General features: G+C 43.6%; 10 protein-coding genes and 2 tRNA genes. 5 read left to right on the top strand and 7 right to left on the bottom strand.

The genetic code is table 11. The annotated features are described in order from the left end of the window. Positions 1-96 precede the first annotated feature (96 nt). The 5 genes from IE104_RS06595 to IE104_RS06575 all read right to left on the bottom strand — a co-directional run bounded on the left by IE104_RS06595 (position 97) and on the right by IE104_RS06575 (position 4,506). Positions 97-1,230 carry a cyclic nucleotide-binding domain-containing protein gene (locus IE104_RS06595; protein WP_229837660.1) on the bottom strand — a complete coding sequence of 378 codons (1,134 nt, stop codon included), beginning with the start codon at positions 1,228-1,230 and terminating at the stop codon, positions 97-99. Positions 1,231-1,287: 57 nt separating this feature from the next. Then, the gene (locus tag IE104_RS06590) at positions 1,288-2,241 is read right to left on the bottom strand and encodes a 1-aminocyclopropane-1-carboxylate deaminase/D-cysteine desulfhydrase (RefSeq protein ID WP_229837658.1); all 954 of its coding nucleotides are present in this window, start codon (positions 2,239-2,241) and stop codon (positions 1,288-1,290) included. Positions 2,242-2,309: 68 nt separating this feature from the next. Then, positions 2,310-3,671, bottom strand: a complete 1,362-nt coding sequence (locus IE104_RS06585; protein WP_189416887.1) for a hypothetical protein — start codon at positions 3,669-3,671, stop codon at positions 2,310-2,312. A 654-nt stretch (positions 3,672-4,325) separates the two neighbouring features. Then, a tRNA-Asp gene (locus IE104_RS06580) sits at positions 4,326-4,402 on the bottom strand. 28 nt (positions 4,403-4,430) lie between these two features. Next, positions 4,431-4,506 (bottom strand) — tRNA-Val (locus IE104_RS06575). Positions 4,507-4,719: 213 nt separating this feature from the next. Here IE104_RS06575 and IE104_RS06570 point away from each other — a divergent pair. Both IE104_RS06570 and trmA read left to right on the top strand, forming a co-directional pair. Next, on the top strand, positions 4,720-6,246 hold the full coding sequence (locus IE104_RS06570) for a two-component system sensor histidine kinase NtrB (protein WP_229837656.1): 1,527 nt from the start codon (positions 4,720-4,722) through the stop codon (positions 6,244-6,246). 22 nt (positions 6,247-6,268) lie between these two features. Then, positions 6,269-7,363 (top strand): tRNA (uridine(54)-C5)-methyltransferase TrmA, encoded by a 1,095-nt coding sequence (gene trmA, locus IE104_RS06565; protein ID WP_189416885.1) that lies wholly within the window; start codon positions 6,269-6,271, stop codon positions 7,361-7,363. Positions 7,364-7,391: 28 nt separating this feature from the next. Here trmA and IE104_RS06560 read toward each other — a convergent pair whose 3' ends face one another. Both IE104_RS06560 and IE104_RS06555 read right to left on the bottom strand, forming a co-directional pair. Continuing rightward, positions 7,392-7,901 carry a GNAT family N-acetyltransferase gene (locus tag IE104_RS06560; RefSeq protein ID WP_229837654.1) on the bottom strand — a complete coding sequence of 170 codons (510 nt, stop codon included), beginning with the start codon at positions 7,899-7,901 and terminating at the stop codon, positions 7,392-7,394. Further along, complete coding sequence (locus IE104_RS06555; RefSeq protein WP_229837652.1) at positions 7,898-9,451, bottom strand: DNA recombination protein RmuC; 1,554 nt, start codon at positions 9,449-9,451, stop codon at positions 7,898-7,900. The genes IE104_RS06560 and IE104_RS06555 overlap by 4 nt, the downstream gene beginning before the upstream one ends. Positions 9,452-9,544: 93 nt before the next feature. Between IE104_RS06555 and murI the strand changes: the two genes are divergently transcribed. From murI to IE104_RS06540, 3 genes are all read left to right on the top strand, one after another. Continuing rightward, a complete protein-coding gene (murI, locus tag IE104_RS06550; RefSeq protein ID WP_189416884.1) occupies positions 9,545-10,363 on the top strand; it encodes a glutamate racemase in 819 nt (272 codons plus the stop codon). Positions 10,364-10,391: 28 nt separating this feature from the next. Next, entirely contained in the window at positions 10,392-11,606 is a 1,215-nt protein-coding gene (locus IE104_RS06545) for a class I SAM-dependent methyltransferase (RefSeq protein ID WP_189416883.1), read from the top strand. A 149-nt stretch (positions 11,607-11,755) separates the two neighbouring features. Beyond that, entirely contained in the window at positions 11,756-12,436 is a 681-nt protein-coding gene (locus tag IE104_RS06540; protein WP_189416881.1) for a Bax inhibitor-1/YccA family protein, read from the top strand. Positions 12,437-12,498: the final 62 nt, after the last annotated feature.

The following is a 12,498-nucleotide window of genomic DNA, read 5'->3' as shown; positions in this document are numbered from 1 at the left end:
TACTCGCAAACAAAAAGGCCGCAATGCGGCCTTTTTTAATTCTAAACTACGTTCCTAAAATTTCGCACCTTAGATTAAAGCTGTGCAATTTATAAATTACACGCCCTTTTGAGCAATGCCATCGCGCAGCAGGAAATCTGCAGAATCATCCAATAATGTTTGCCAACGCGATTGCGCAAATAAATTAACACAATCATCCAACGCAAATGCCTGAAAGCCTTGCTGCGTTAATAAATGTGCTGCGGCACGGCTTCTGCGCCCTGTATTACAGTAAAAAATATAAGGCCGATTTTTATCCAGCATACGAGATTTAATGCCCAACAAATTCAAAGGGACATTTACAGCAGAATTTAAATGTAACTCTGAGTATTCTTCTTCGCTGCGAACATCAACTGCAACGGCCCCTGCGGAGATTCGCTCCTCATATGACTCCAAAGTCACAGAAGCAACTTGTGGCTCTTTCAACAAACGAAAGAAATCTTGTTTGTTCAAGCTCATTAGCACACCATCGGTTGCCATAATTACTGACGCATTACGAGCTGCTTCATTCACCAAAGCGTCTTCACCAAAACAGCGACCTACACCAATGCTCGCAAGATGTTGGCGACCGGATTCATTGTGCCGCCAAACCTCAGCTTCACCTTCCTTAATAAAATAACATTTGTCACCGAGCTCGCCCTGGCGAATAACAACGTCGCCCGCATAAACAACTTGTGGCGTTAACCGCGAGAAAATTTCTTCTACATTAATCGGCGGAACTTTAAAGAATAAGTTGGATTTCAATACAGTCATCATCCAATCAATATCTTCATCCAAATCACGTTGGCGAGAAATGTTGAGCTGCAAATAATCTGCAACCTGACTCCAGGCCAAAAGCTTGTCCAAACGATCACTATCCAACCGTAGAATGCTGCAATCAGATTCTGCCACGGCCGTTACCAAGCGCGGTTGGTGATGAGCAATTGGCAGCAAAGTTGAACGGCCTTTGATAAGCGTGGTTACATTATTTTCATCAACCAAACTCACGTTGCCATGCAGAAGATAAACATGGTGGGCGTCATAACTACCGCGAGTAAAAATAGTTTGCCCTGCGCAAATAACATCTGAATCCGAATTACTCAATAATTCCAATAGATGGGCCTCGCTCATGTCTTTGAGCGGAACCAGAGTGCGAGTTAAGGATAAATCAAACTCAACACGCATGGGCATCATATTTTTTTGCGGTTGCATAAAATATTCCTTCGCTGTACAGCAATAGAGAGTATTCGTTTAAACACTTTAGTGGTTTTATAAATCAAAACCACGTCTACCTTGTAGCCCGCCGGTATGAATCAACACCAACCGACTACCGCTTTGCCAATAATCTTTAGCCAATAATTGCGCAACGCCCCAACACATTTTTGCTGTGTACACCGGATCAAGTTGCAATTCAGTTTCACACTCAAAGCCTGTCATAAACTGGCGCATATTAGTGGGGAGTTTCTTTCCATATCCACCACCATGAAATCCATTGATCAAACACCAATTGGAGGTGGATTCATTAATTGCTTTTTGATAATTAATGACCTGCGCACCCAAGCTTTGGAAGCCACGATCTCCTGCGTCTTTAAGCACCGAAAAACCTATAACCTTTTGCGCCAAATCCCCAGCTCGCTGCAGTCCTGCTGCAACGCCCGCCAGAGTATTTGCTGTACCGCTGGCCAAGCACACCGAAGTATAGTCAGATTTAACTTGTCGGTGTATCGCCACGCCCAGCGCTTTGGTGCCCTGAACGCCATAAGCATTCGCACCACCTTCAGGGATTTCGAAGAAATCACCGTAAATATCCGTCAGTTTTTGTCGCAGCTCTGGCGAACTTCGCTCACGATAATCAGTGCGCGAAACAAAATGTAATTTCATCCCCCAAGCTTCTGCATCCTGCAAAGTAGGGCTTAAGTATTTGGGTCGCTCTCCGCGAATAACTCCCACCGCCTGAAAACCGTAAGCTTTTGCAGCTGCGGCCAAAGCATATATATGATTTGAGTAAGCGCCACCGAAACTCAATAGCTGCTTATACCCAGCTGCTTTAGCTGCTCGCAAGTTATAATAAAGCTTGTAAAACTTGTTGCCGCTTAAGTGAGTATCGATAAGATCATCTCGTCTTACCCATATTTCAACACTTCTTTGCGTTGCCAACGCCCAATTCAAACGCTGTAAAGGCACCTTTTCTATTCTGGTTAAAAACTCATCTTCAGATATCAATTCTATTCAACCATTTCTTTGTAAATGCGCGCATCTTTTAACAAAGACCCCCAGCGCAACAAAAGCATTTAGCGCTTTTCAGAAACCAGTTTATAGGAAATCAATTGATGATGCTCACAACGGTCGCTCTCACCTTCATGGAACTCTATGGGTGAGCCAATTCGCACCAGTGGTTTGCCGCATGCATGCCCATTTGCATCCAGGCCTTTGCATGAAGGATTTTGATAATGGTCGAACCACACCGAATAGAGTTTTTCGCCAACACCGGAATTCTTGGCAACATAGGCGGTCGGATTTTCAATGTACTGGCTCAAGTCTGCCAGAGGAATTGTAAACTGCCCTGCGCCCGGATGATAAACCACAAAATTAACGCCAGCTTTATCCAAACGTGTTAACACCTGTTCGCCGCTGTTATTTAGGAGCTCTTGGTATTCCTGTTTAATATTTACAATTTCTTCTTTTAAGGTCGTTTCATTCTGGTGGCGATAAAACAGTTCAACTTCACGCATATCCAGCATTTCGCGCAACTCTGCGGTGGCAGTTTGTAACTTTAATGCAAGCTCTACCGCGAAATTTTCTTGCAGTGCCTGAATTTGGCTGTTCTCGTCGTTTTGCGCGGCCTTTAATTTATGCGAGAAATATTCACGCATGCCTTCGACTTTACTGGCTTGAACATCAAAGCTTTCTTTCAGCGAGCGATTTCGCAACTCCAAATCCACATTAAGTGTTTTGAGTTCTTTGATTTTTTCTTGATAGGCTTGCAAGCGTTGTTGGTGTTCGTGCTGCAGTTTTTGAATAGTCTCTTGCTGTTTTGAATGCAAGGTCGCAATACGCAAGCGTTGCTCTTTGATAAGACTCGCAGTTTGATTGCGCAGCTCTAACGCATAATGTTCATGTATTTTTTGCTGAAGAGCCAAGCTATTTTGTTCGTGCACTGGCTGGGCAACCGCCGTAGGCACAGCCGCTAAACGCTCCTGCGCCGGCTTTCTAAAAATCACACCCAAGCGGTTATTTTGAACACATTTTTTCAACTGGGCGAAACTGGAGGTAGCCGGGTCCATTTGCGGATCCCAAAGCTTTTTCTGATGCCATCCAATAGCGCATTGGCTATAGCAGGCCAAACGAATTGGTCCCGCTCCCAAATCTGGCCCTCTGCCGGAAACCTCGGCTAGTTGCTGTAGCGGAACATTCCAGCGACGATCAATCATTCCACGGTCATCAAAATCCAGGAGAAAAAAAACTGCGGCGGTAATTTGCAAGTTTGAATTGATGACGAGATAAGCGGCTTTAGCGGAAGAACCTTTGAAATCAGGGACAGGAACAAAGCCATCCAAAATGGCTTCAAACTCTGGATAGAGTAGCTCTCGGGTAATTACATCACCTTTGAATAAGACAACCGCCTCAACGGAGTCTGTACTTTCTAGAGTCATAAGCCTTATCCCAAATCTATACGGGCCCAATAGCCGTGGTTGCCAGATAATGACTTGAGTATATGCCAGCTTGTTTTCTAACTAATTGATGCCCACCGCAAAATTAGCGATTTAAACTATATTTGCGGCCTATTCGACTCTCGTAGCGGTATTGATCAGAAGACCAAGCGTGACTGGATTGGCATTTTAATGACAGAGAACAACAAGCACTGGTTTTGCCAGCCTTGTGGTATTTGAAAAGGATAATCAGGCGGAGATAAAGCAGGGATATAGGATGGCGCTGTAAGGATGGGAATCAAATATCGGAATAATCATCAGCAATATCGTCATCAAATTCTTCAACATCGTCCAATAGGTCTTCAATGTAATCTTGCATAAAACATCTCTCTCTTAAGTTTGGTTGAATTTCAAATGCGGTTAAAAATCGGAATCCTTTCCCGAATCTGTTCCTGAAGCTAAAACTATCAGCCCGAGATGACAAATCAGTGACCAAAAAATAAACATTTGGTGACATACAATCCCGAGATATAGAGACTTTTAAGAGGAAGTTGGGACGGCGGGGGCAAATACAAGGGAGAGCAAGAAGAAGGGATAGCAAAACTGAAGGCAGAAAAGCAAAAAAGCCGCCTTTAAGGCAGCTTTTTCAGGAATTAGTGGCGGACCGGACGGGGCTCGAACCCGCGACCTCCGGCGTGACAGGCCGGCATTCTAACCGGCTGAACTACCGGTCCGCATATTCTCAACTAGGCCACATTTAAGTGGTGGGCGGTACAAGACTCGAACTTGTGACCCATGCCTTGTAAGGGCATTGCTCTACCAACTGAGCTAACCGCCCTTGCTGAGAGGTGCGCATTCTACCTAATTTTAGATGTGTGTCAAACTTTTTTTGCCACCGTTTTAGCTACAAGAGAGCCCCGCAGCAGCCAGCCCTATTTTCCGCTAAGCATTTGATTAAAAAGCCAACATATTTTAAAAATGCAGCTTGGACTTTAGCTACAAGGCCATCAGTGCGACAATAGCGCTCTCTTCCCGGACGCAACAAACCCTAATGACTTACACGCCAGCAAGACTAAAAGCGCGCGCATCCAAAGCTGTATTAATGGCCGCTTGCACCTGTGCAATCAACCCATGTTTTGCAGCAGGAAGAGAGGTGGAGACAAGTCTCAGTTTGCTAATCATCATTGCGGGTTTATTAGTTATTCAAACCATACTTATTGCGGGTTTACAGCGCAGTAGGATTAAAAATAAAGCCGCAAAAAATTTATTAAAGTTACACCAAAAAGAACTGGAACAAAAAATCCAGGATCGCACGCAAAGTTTGTATCAGAAAAACACCGAACTGGAAAATGCCATCCAGAGCCACAAAATAATTGCCACCCAGCTGCAAGACACCAAACGTCATTTGCAAACCATGATTAATTCGGTACCCGATATTCTAGTAGGGGTTGCCGCCGATGGCAGAGTGACTTATTGGAACATTGCAGCTTTCGAAAAAACCGGGTTGTCTTTTGATAAAGCTCTAGGCACGCACATCACCACCGCCCTGCCTCACTTGCCAATTTCAGAAGATCAGCTGGAAGAAATCATCAAGCATCAACAACCATTTATTAATCGCCAGCTCCAGCAAATAGAAAATGATGAGCCGCGCTTTTATGATTTAAGAATCTACCCTTTAATTAGCGGCCAGGTTTCCAGCGGTCAGACCTCGGGTGCGGTTATTCAATTAAAAGATGTGACCCAGCGCGTCCAACTCGAAAATATGATGATTCAAAACGAGAAAATGTCTTCCCTGGGAGAATTAGCTGCAGGCATTGCCCATGAAATTAATAATCCTTTGGGAATTATTCTGCACAATGTACAAAATATCATTCGCCGGACTTCGCCAGAACTGGATTCCAATAAAGAAATCGCCCACAAACACCAATTGGATTTTTCAAACTTTAATCACTATTTAAGTGAGCGCGAAATCCCCCAATTTCTGGAAAATATTAGAGAAGCTGGCGAACGCGCCGGGCGAATTGTTACCAATATGTTGGAGTTCTCACACAGTAACCATAATGAAAAGAGCTGGGTAGATATTCCAAAGCTGATCGAACAGGCTATTGAATTTAATCGTAACGCTGGTTTTGCAGAGCAAACCAAAATGGCAGATATTAAGGTGGTCAGCCAATTCAGTGCTGATTTCCCCAGTGTCTTCGCATCTGCGGCTGAACTGCAGCAAGTATTCCTGAACTTATTGCGCAACGCCTACCAGGCATTAAGCTCGGATGACTACAAACATCCTGAAGAGCTACGCGTAGAAATTTCTGGCTACGTAAAAAAATCAGATGTTGTCATTGAGATTTCTGACAATGGCCCGGGAATAAAGGACAACATTAAAGACCATATTTTTGAACCTTTTTTCACCACCAAAGAAGTCGGTAAAGGTACAGGGCTCGGTCTTTCAGTATCTTATTTTATTATTACCGAACATCACAAAGGTAAAATTAGCGTCAGCTCCCATTATGGCAAAGGTGCTGTTTTCAAAATTCGATTACCCATGGCTGGCGAACGCCAATTTTCATTAAATATATAAATCCATTTTCCATAAGTAGATTATGAACTCACGACAGTACACACAAGTAGAATATCAAGCGCAACTCGCAGAAAAAATCGCTATCTTCAAACACGACTTTGCCGAATTTTCGTTTCCCGAGCCAGTAATTTTTGAATCAGCTGAAAAGCATTTCCGTATGCGTGCTGAATTTCGTATTTGGCATAAAGGTCCTGTTTCTACCTACTGCATGTTTACAGATGATGAGTTCAAACGAGCCTATGACATTAGTGAGTTTCCCATAGGTTCAGCATTAATGAACCGACTGATGACGGAACTGATGACAGAAATTAATGCTAATGAAATCCTCCGCACAAAACTTTTTCAAATCGATTTCTTAACCACGCTGAGTGGCCAAGCGTTAATTTCTCTCATTTATCACCGCAAGCTTGACGATGAATGGATTTCCGCTGCGCGTGACATTCAAACCAAATTAAATATTTTTATTATTGGCCGCAGTAAAGGTCAAAAGATTGTTGTTGAACAAGATTTTGTTATAGAACAATTAAACGTTTGTGGAAAACAATTTCGTTATCAACAAATAGAATCAGGCTTTACACAGCCCAATGCAGGCGTGTGTGAAAAAATGCTGACCTGGGCTGTTGAAAAAAGCCGGAACTGGGGTGGAGACCTCATTGAGCTTTATTGCGGGAATGGAAATTTTACCCTGCCTCTATCGCAAAACTTTAACCGCGTTTTGGCTACGGAATTAGCCAAACCATCGGTTAAATCAGCGCTTTATAATATGGAGTTGAATCAAGTTAATAATGTTTCAATTGCACGCTTATCTAGTGAGGACTTTTCGCAAGCAATGGATAAGGTGCGAAGCTTTAATCGTCTTGAAGGGATTGATTTAGACAGCTACACATTCTCCAGTATTTTTGTAGATCCACCGCGCTCAGGAATGGACCCACATACAACATCAATTACCCAGCGTTACGATAATATTATGTATATTTCATGCAACCCGGCGACGCTACGCGAAAATCTGAAAACTATCGTGCAAACCCATGACATCACAAATGTCGCTTTATTTGATCAGTTCCCCTACACACACCATTTGGAAGTTGGGGTTACCCTAAGGAAGCGAGCTAAGTAAAGCAGGCCTGAAACTCGCACCCAGTAATTTACAAATGCTTAAGCATATAAAATGCTGCATTATTTCCAGTCAAATAAGTATTCAAATTTTCCTGCTGGGATTCTTCCAAATGAGCAAATTCGGAGAAGCCCAAGCCCTGCCAAAACGCCTTTGAGCTCTGTACAGATAGAAGTGCGATTGCATACGCAGACTGATTTGAAGCGTGATCAGTCGCAGCATTAATTAAAAGCCTTGCCAATCCAAACCCCTGCGCTATTTTTAATAAAGCCAGATCATGTAAATATAAACACTGCATTTCTTCAATTGGTGCGAATGGCGCATTGAGCGGGCTGATTTTTCCTACCTTCGACCAATAAGCCACTAAATAAGCGCACACTTGCCCGTCCCGCTCTGCTACCCATGATGTCGTTGGGCTTGAATCAAATCGTTGGGCAATAATATGCGCTGATTCTAAAAAATGACCAGCGTAAGCTTCTGCCTGAATCGCTTCTACAGTGCGTAAATCGCTCGATAGCATTGGCCGGATGTTAAAACTCATTCATTGGAGTCCGTGTTTGCAACCTCACTATCATCAGCTTCGAGCAGCAAAGTATTTCCATCCATTTCATCATCTGGATCAACCAGATTGCCATCAATGCGTTTTTTGGTTTTGGCACCCAAGCGACGCAAATCATCCACGCGCTTCACAAGATTTCCTCGACCACTTTGCAGACGATTGCGCGCTGTGTTGTAAGCCTCCTGCGACTTGCTTAAATAGTTTTGAATATTATCCATAGCATCCAAAAGCAACACGAACTGATCATGTAAGGCGCCTGCTTCTTTAGCGATACGCTCTGCATTTTTGTTTTGTTTTTCGTAACGCCAGATATTTTCCACCGTGCGTAAAGTAGCAAGCAATGTGGTCGGGCTGACCAAAATAATATGCTTGTCGTAGGCTTCACGGTAAAGATTGGGTTCGTGCTGGAGAGCCAGCATAAATGCAGCTTCAATAGGAATGAAAATAAATACGAAATCCAGAGATTTAACACCTTCAAGCTTTTCGTAGTCTTTTATATTCAAACCTTTAATGTGCCCGCGCAGCGAATTCACATGAGCATTTAAGTGATATTTACGTTCCTGATCATCTTCTGTGGTGCAAAATTTTTCGTAGTCGATTAAAGATACTTTGGAATCAATAATGATGTCTTTTTGTTCTGGTAAATGAATGATCACGTCCGGCATGCGGCGCGAGCCTTCATCGCTGGTGAAACTCATCTGCGTGTCGTATTCGCGACCTTTTTGCAAACCGGATTCTTCCAGCAAGCGCTCTAGAATGACTTCACCCCAACTACCCTGGGTTTTGTTATTGCCTTTTAAGGCTTGCGCCAGATTAACGGCATCTTCACCAATTTTTTGCGCTTGTTTTTGTAGTTCTAACACCTGCCCGGATAAGCGATTGCGATCAGCATTTTCTTTTTCGTAAACGTCCTCTACTTTTTTGCGGAAATCATTAAGCTGCAATTTGAACGGATCAAGCGTTGTCTCCAATAAGCTTTTGCTGGATTGTGAAAATTGCTGCTGCTTATTATCAAAGATTTTATTGGCAATATTTTCAAACTCTTTCGCCAATTCGACTTTTGCGTTTTGCAAGATTGCAAGCTGCTCTGTGAAGCTTTTACGCTCCTGCTCAAGACGTGTATTTAGTTCCGTAAGCTCCGCTGTGGCACTCATTAAGGCAGCGTCTTTTTGCTGTAAGGCTAATTGCGTATCGGCAAGCTGCTGAAGTTGCTGCTTAGCCGCTGCCAAAGCTTGCAAGCTAAGGTTTGTTTGATCTTGTAATTGTTGATGCGCAGTTTTAAGCTGCAGCAGTTCTTGCTTGGCATCTTGCGCTTGGGCTCTCGCCTGCCCCAACTCTTGTTGCAAACTGGCTTCACGCAAAGCTGCCTGATGCAGCTCTTGCACCTGAATTGTTTTGAGCTCGTTTTCCCGCAACAAGAGCGCCGCATCCAATGCTTTGCGATTGCTCCTGCCCAACACCAAACTGGCGAAAAAAAAGCCAATTAAAAGCGCAATTAACACCACGGCAAGAATAATAAATGCACTGTTCACAGATGATCCTTACATAAATAGGTTGAGGGTATAGAGCGGCTACCCTAAAATTCGATTTTCGGCATTTTAACGCAATTCTGTCGCAGAGCCCTCATGTCTTTATCGCCAACAAACCCAAGTCCGCGCATACTGGTTTTTGATTCCGGTGTTGGTGGTTTGAGCATAGTTCACGAAATCCAACAAAAATTGCCTTTTGTGCCATTGATCTACGTATCTGACAACGCCTTTTTTCCTTACGGGACCAAAGGCGAGGCTGAATTAATTAGCCGCGTGGATGCGGTTTTTCATAAGCTTACCGAAACCTATGCCGTAGATATCATCGTTGTGGCTTGCAATACTGCCAGTACGCTTACCTTGCCTCATATACGCAGCCATTTTTCGCAACCGATTGTGGGTGTTGTACCAGCAATTAAACCTGCGGCCGCACAAAGTAAATCCCAAGTGATTGGCTTGCTCGCCACGCCGGCCACTGTGGCACGCCCTTACACCCATAATTTGATTCGTGAGCATGCCCCTAACGCAGACGTTATTTCTGTGGGTTCCAGTGAGCTAGTTCAACTAGCCGAAAAAAAATTGCGCGGGGAGAAAATTAGTTCGCAGCAAATACGCCCGATTTTGCAGCCCTTCTTTGATCATCCGCGCGGTGACGAGATGGATGCATTGGTACTCGCTTGCACCCACTTTCCTTTGCTCCGCGATGAGTTACGCATCCAATTTCCTGCGCATGTGCAACTCATTGATTCAGGCGAAGCCATAGCGCGCAGAGTAGTATCTTTATTAGGCGATAGAAAATTTGCAGAACAAGCACCAGAACACCTTGCGGTTTTTACCAAAGCTTCACCTGCCGTAACTGCACTTCAACCGCAGCTTGCTCAATTTGGAATTCATAATCTAGATATTCTTGAGGTTTAGACTCAAGAAGTCACTTGTAGGTATAACTATGGCATTGCCAGAGCTTGAACAATTTTTCGCGGATATTAAAAAAGCATTTGATGAAAAATCTCTGCAACGTTTCGTGCTGTCTAAATACCAGGGCAGCGAAGCGGATCTTTCGCGTATTTCTGTTCGTCCGGTGCAAATTAAAGATGAATACCTGCTTTCTTTTTTATACGAATACCGCACCAATCACCTTACCAAAAATTTAAACATAGTCGATGCGATCAGCTTTTTGGAATTATCTTTAGGCAATGATTTTAAAAACGTGCATTTACTAACTGATTCGTGGGAAATCCAACTAAGCTTTAGCAAAAAAGGCAAAGTACTTATTAATAAACATAGGAATAAAAATACTCCTGTAAGTAAACTCTCTGACCAAACGCAACAGAAATCTCTGTCGCACAATAATGAAAAACATAGATTTGTGGAGCAAAGCCGTCCCTATTTACGTGAACTCGGCATTACTGATGCCCAAGGCCAAATTATTCCTGCCATGTCGCGTAAGTGGAAACAAATTAATAAATTTATTGAAGTGCTTTCCGCTGCGATTACCCATACAGGTTTAGCTCAACGTGAAAAAGTACATATTGCTGATTTTGGTTCTGGTAAAGCCTACTTAACCTTTGCGGTACATGATTATTTAAGCGCACAACTTGGTATTAATACTCAAGTTACTGGCGTGGAACTTCGTCAGGCGCTCGTAGATTTATGTAATCAAACGGCTGATAAACTCTGTTTGACGGGAATCCAGTTTGAGCAAGGCGATGTCAAACATTTTGCCGCACAGGGCATTAATGTGATGATTGCTTTACATGCTTGTGATACGGCAACCGACTATGCAATTCACATGGGTATTCGCACAGGTGCAGAAATAATTATGTGTTCGCCTTGTTGCCACAAACAAATTCGTCCGCAACTTAAAAGCCCGGCCCTGCTCGCCCCGGTTTTGCAACACGGGATTCATTTAGGACAGGAAGCTGAAATGATCACTGATGGCTTGCGCGCCTTGTTATTGGAGGCGCATGGCTACGACACCCAGGTTTTCGAATTTATTTCCCTTGAACACACCAGCAAAAACAAAATGATCCTCGCCCAAAAACGGAAGCGGTCTAGAGATAATCGCGAGATTTTGAACCAAATTGCTGCGATTAAAGGCTTTTATGGAATTCAGGAGCATTGCCTGGAGAAACTGTTGAGTGAAAGCGGTAGCTCGACGTAAGGAATCAGTCCCAAGCGCCGGCTTGATCAATATTTACGCGAACTTAAACGTAGTAAAAGTGTCAATTCTTTTGTAGTATCTGTCGCAGATTTATATCAGCTAAACCCAATAACCATGGCCAGCATTTTTGGCATCTCTTGGAGAGCACCATGCAAAATGTAACAAGTATCCAGTCCCAAACACTAAGCCAAACTGATGTCAGTAAGGTGTTACGTAATACTTACATGCTGCTAGGTTTGACCTTGGCATTTAGCGCCCTAACCGCTGGCATTTCCATGGCAGCAGGTTTGAGCCACACCATTGGCCTGGTAATGAGCCTTGTTGCCCTTGGTCTGGTTTGGTTCGTATTACCTAAAACGGCTAATTCATCTACCGGCCTGCTAGTAGTTTTCGCGTTTACCGGATTAATCGGTGGCAGCTTGGGTCCAATACTTAATCATTATCTGAAAATGGCTCATGGCGGCACCATCATCATGCAAGCCTTGGGCGGTACTGCGGCTGTGTTTGTTGGCCTGTCTGCTTATGTGTTAACCACTCGTAAAAACTTTCAATTCCTGGGCGGGTTTATTGCTGCAGGATTTATGCTGATAATTGCCGCCTCTTTGTTTGTCGTTATAGCATCTCTTTTCGGCTACCAATTCTCTGCTACCAGCCTGGCTATTTCTGCCGGTGTAGTTCTACTCATGTCTGCATTGATCCTCTACCAAACCAGCGAAATTATTCATGGCGGCGAAACCAATTATATTTTGGCGACTACAACCTTGTTTATGTCGATCATTAATTTGTTCACCAGCCTTCTCCACCTGTTAGGCGCCACTAACGACGAATAATTAATTTTGCAGTTTTAAAGAAAGGCTCCTCACCGTTCGGGTCAGGGGCCTTTTTATTAATG

This window comes from Cellvibrio zantedeschiae (genome assembly GCF_014652535.1).
Classification (GTDB): Bacteria; Pseudomonadota; Gammaproteobacteria; order Pseudomonadales; family Cellvibrionaceae; genus Cellvibrio; species Cellvibrio zantedeschiae.
Note: the sequence above shows the minus strand (reverse complement) of the source record. Positions and strands in the feature narration are given on the sequence as shown.

What these genes read in the sequence shown, in the direction of transcription:
- IE104_RS06595 (WP_229837660.1), bottom strand. Translation starts at nt 1,230, where the DNA reads ATGCAACCGCAAAAAAATATGATGCCCATGCGTGTTGAGTTTGATTTA.
- IE104_RS06585 (WP_189416887.1), bottom strand. Translation starts at nt 3,671, where the DNA reads ATGACTCTAGAAAGTACAGACTCCGTTGAGGCGGTTGTCTTATTCAAA.
- IE104_RS06570 (WP_229837656.1), top strand. Translation starts at nt 4,720, where the DNA reads ATGACTTACACGCCAGCAAGACTAAAAGCGCGCGCATCCAAAGCTGTA.
- trmA (WP_189416885.1), top strand. Translation starts at nt 6,269, where the DNA reads ATGAACTCACGACAGTACACACAAGTAGAATATCAAGCGCAACTCGCA.
- IE104_RS06560 (WP_229837654.1), bottom strand. Translation starts at nt 7,901, where the DNA reads ATGAGTTTTAACATCCGGCCAATGCTATCGAGCGATTTACGCACTGTA.
- murI (WP_189416884.1), top strand. Translation starts at nt 9,545, where the DNA reads ATGTCTTTATCGCCAACAAACCCAAGTCCGCGCATACTGGTTTTTGAT.
- IE104_RS06545 (WP_189416883.1), top strand. Translation starts at nt 10,392, where the DNA reads ATGGCATTGCCAGAGCTTGAACAATTTTTCGCGGATATTAAAAAAGCA.
- IE104_RS06540 (WP_189416881.1), top strand. Translation starts at nt 11,756, where the DNA reads ATGCAAAATGTAACAAGTATCCAGTCCCAAACACTAAGCCAAACTGAT.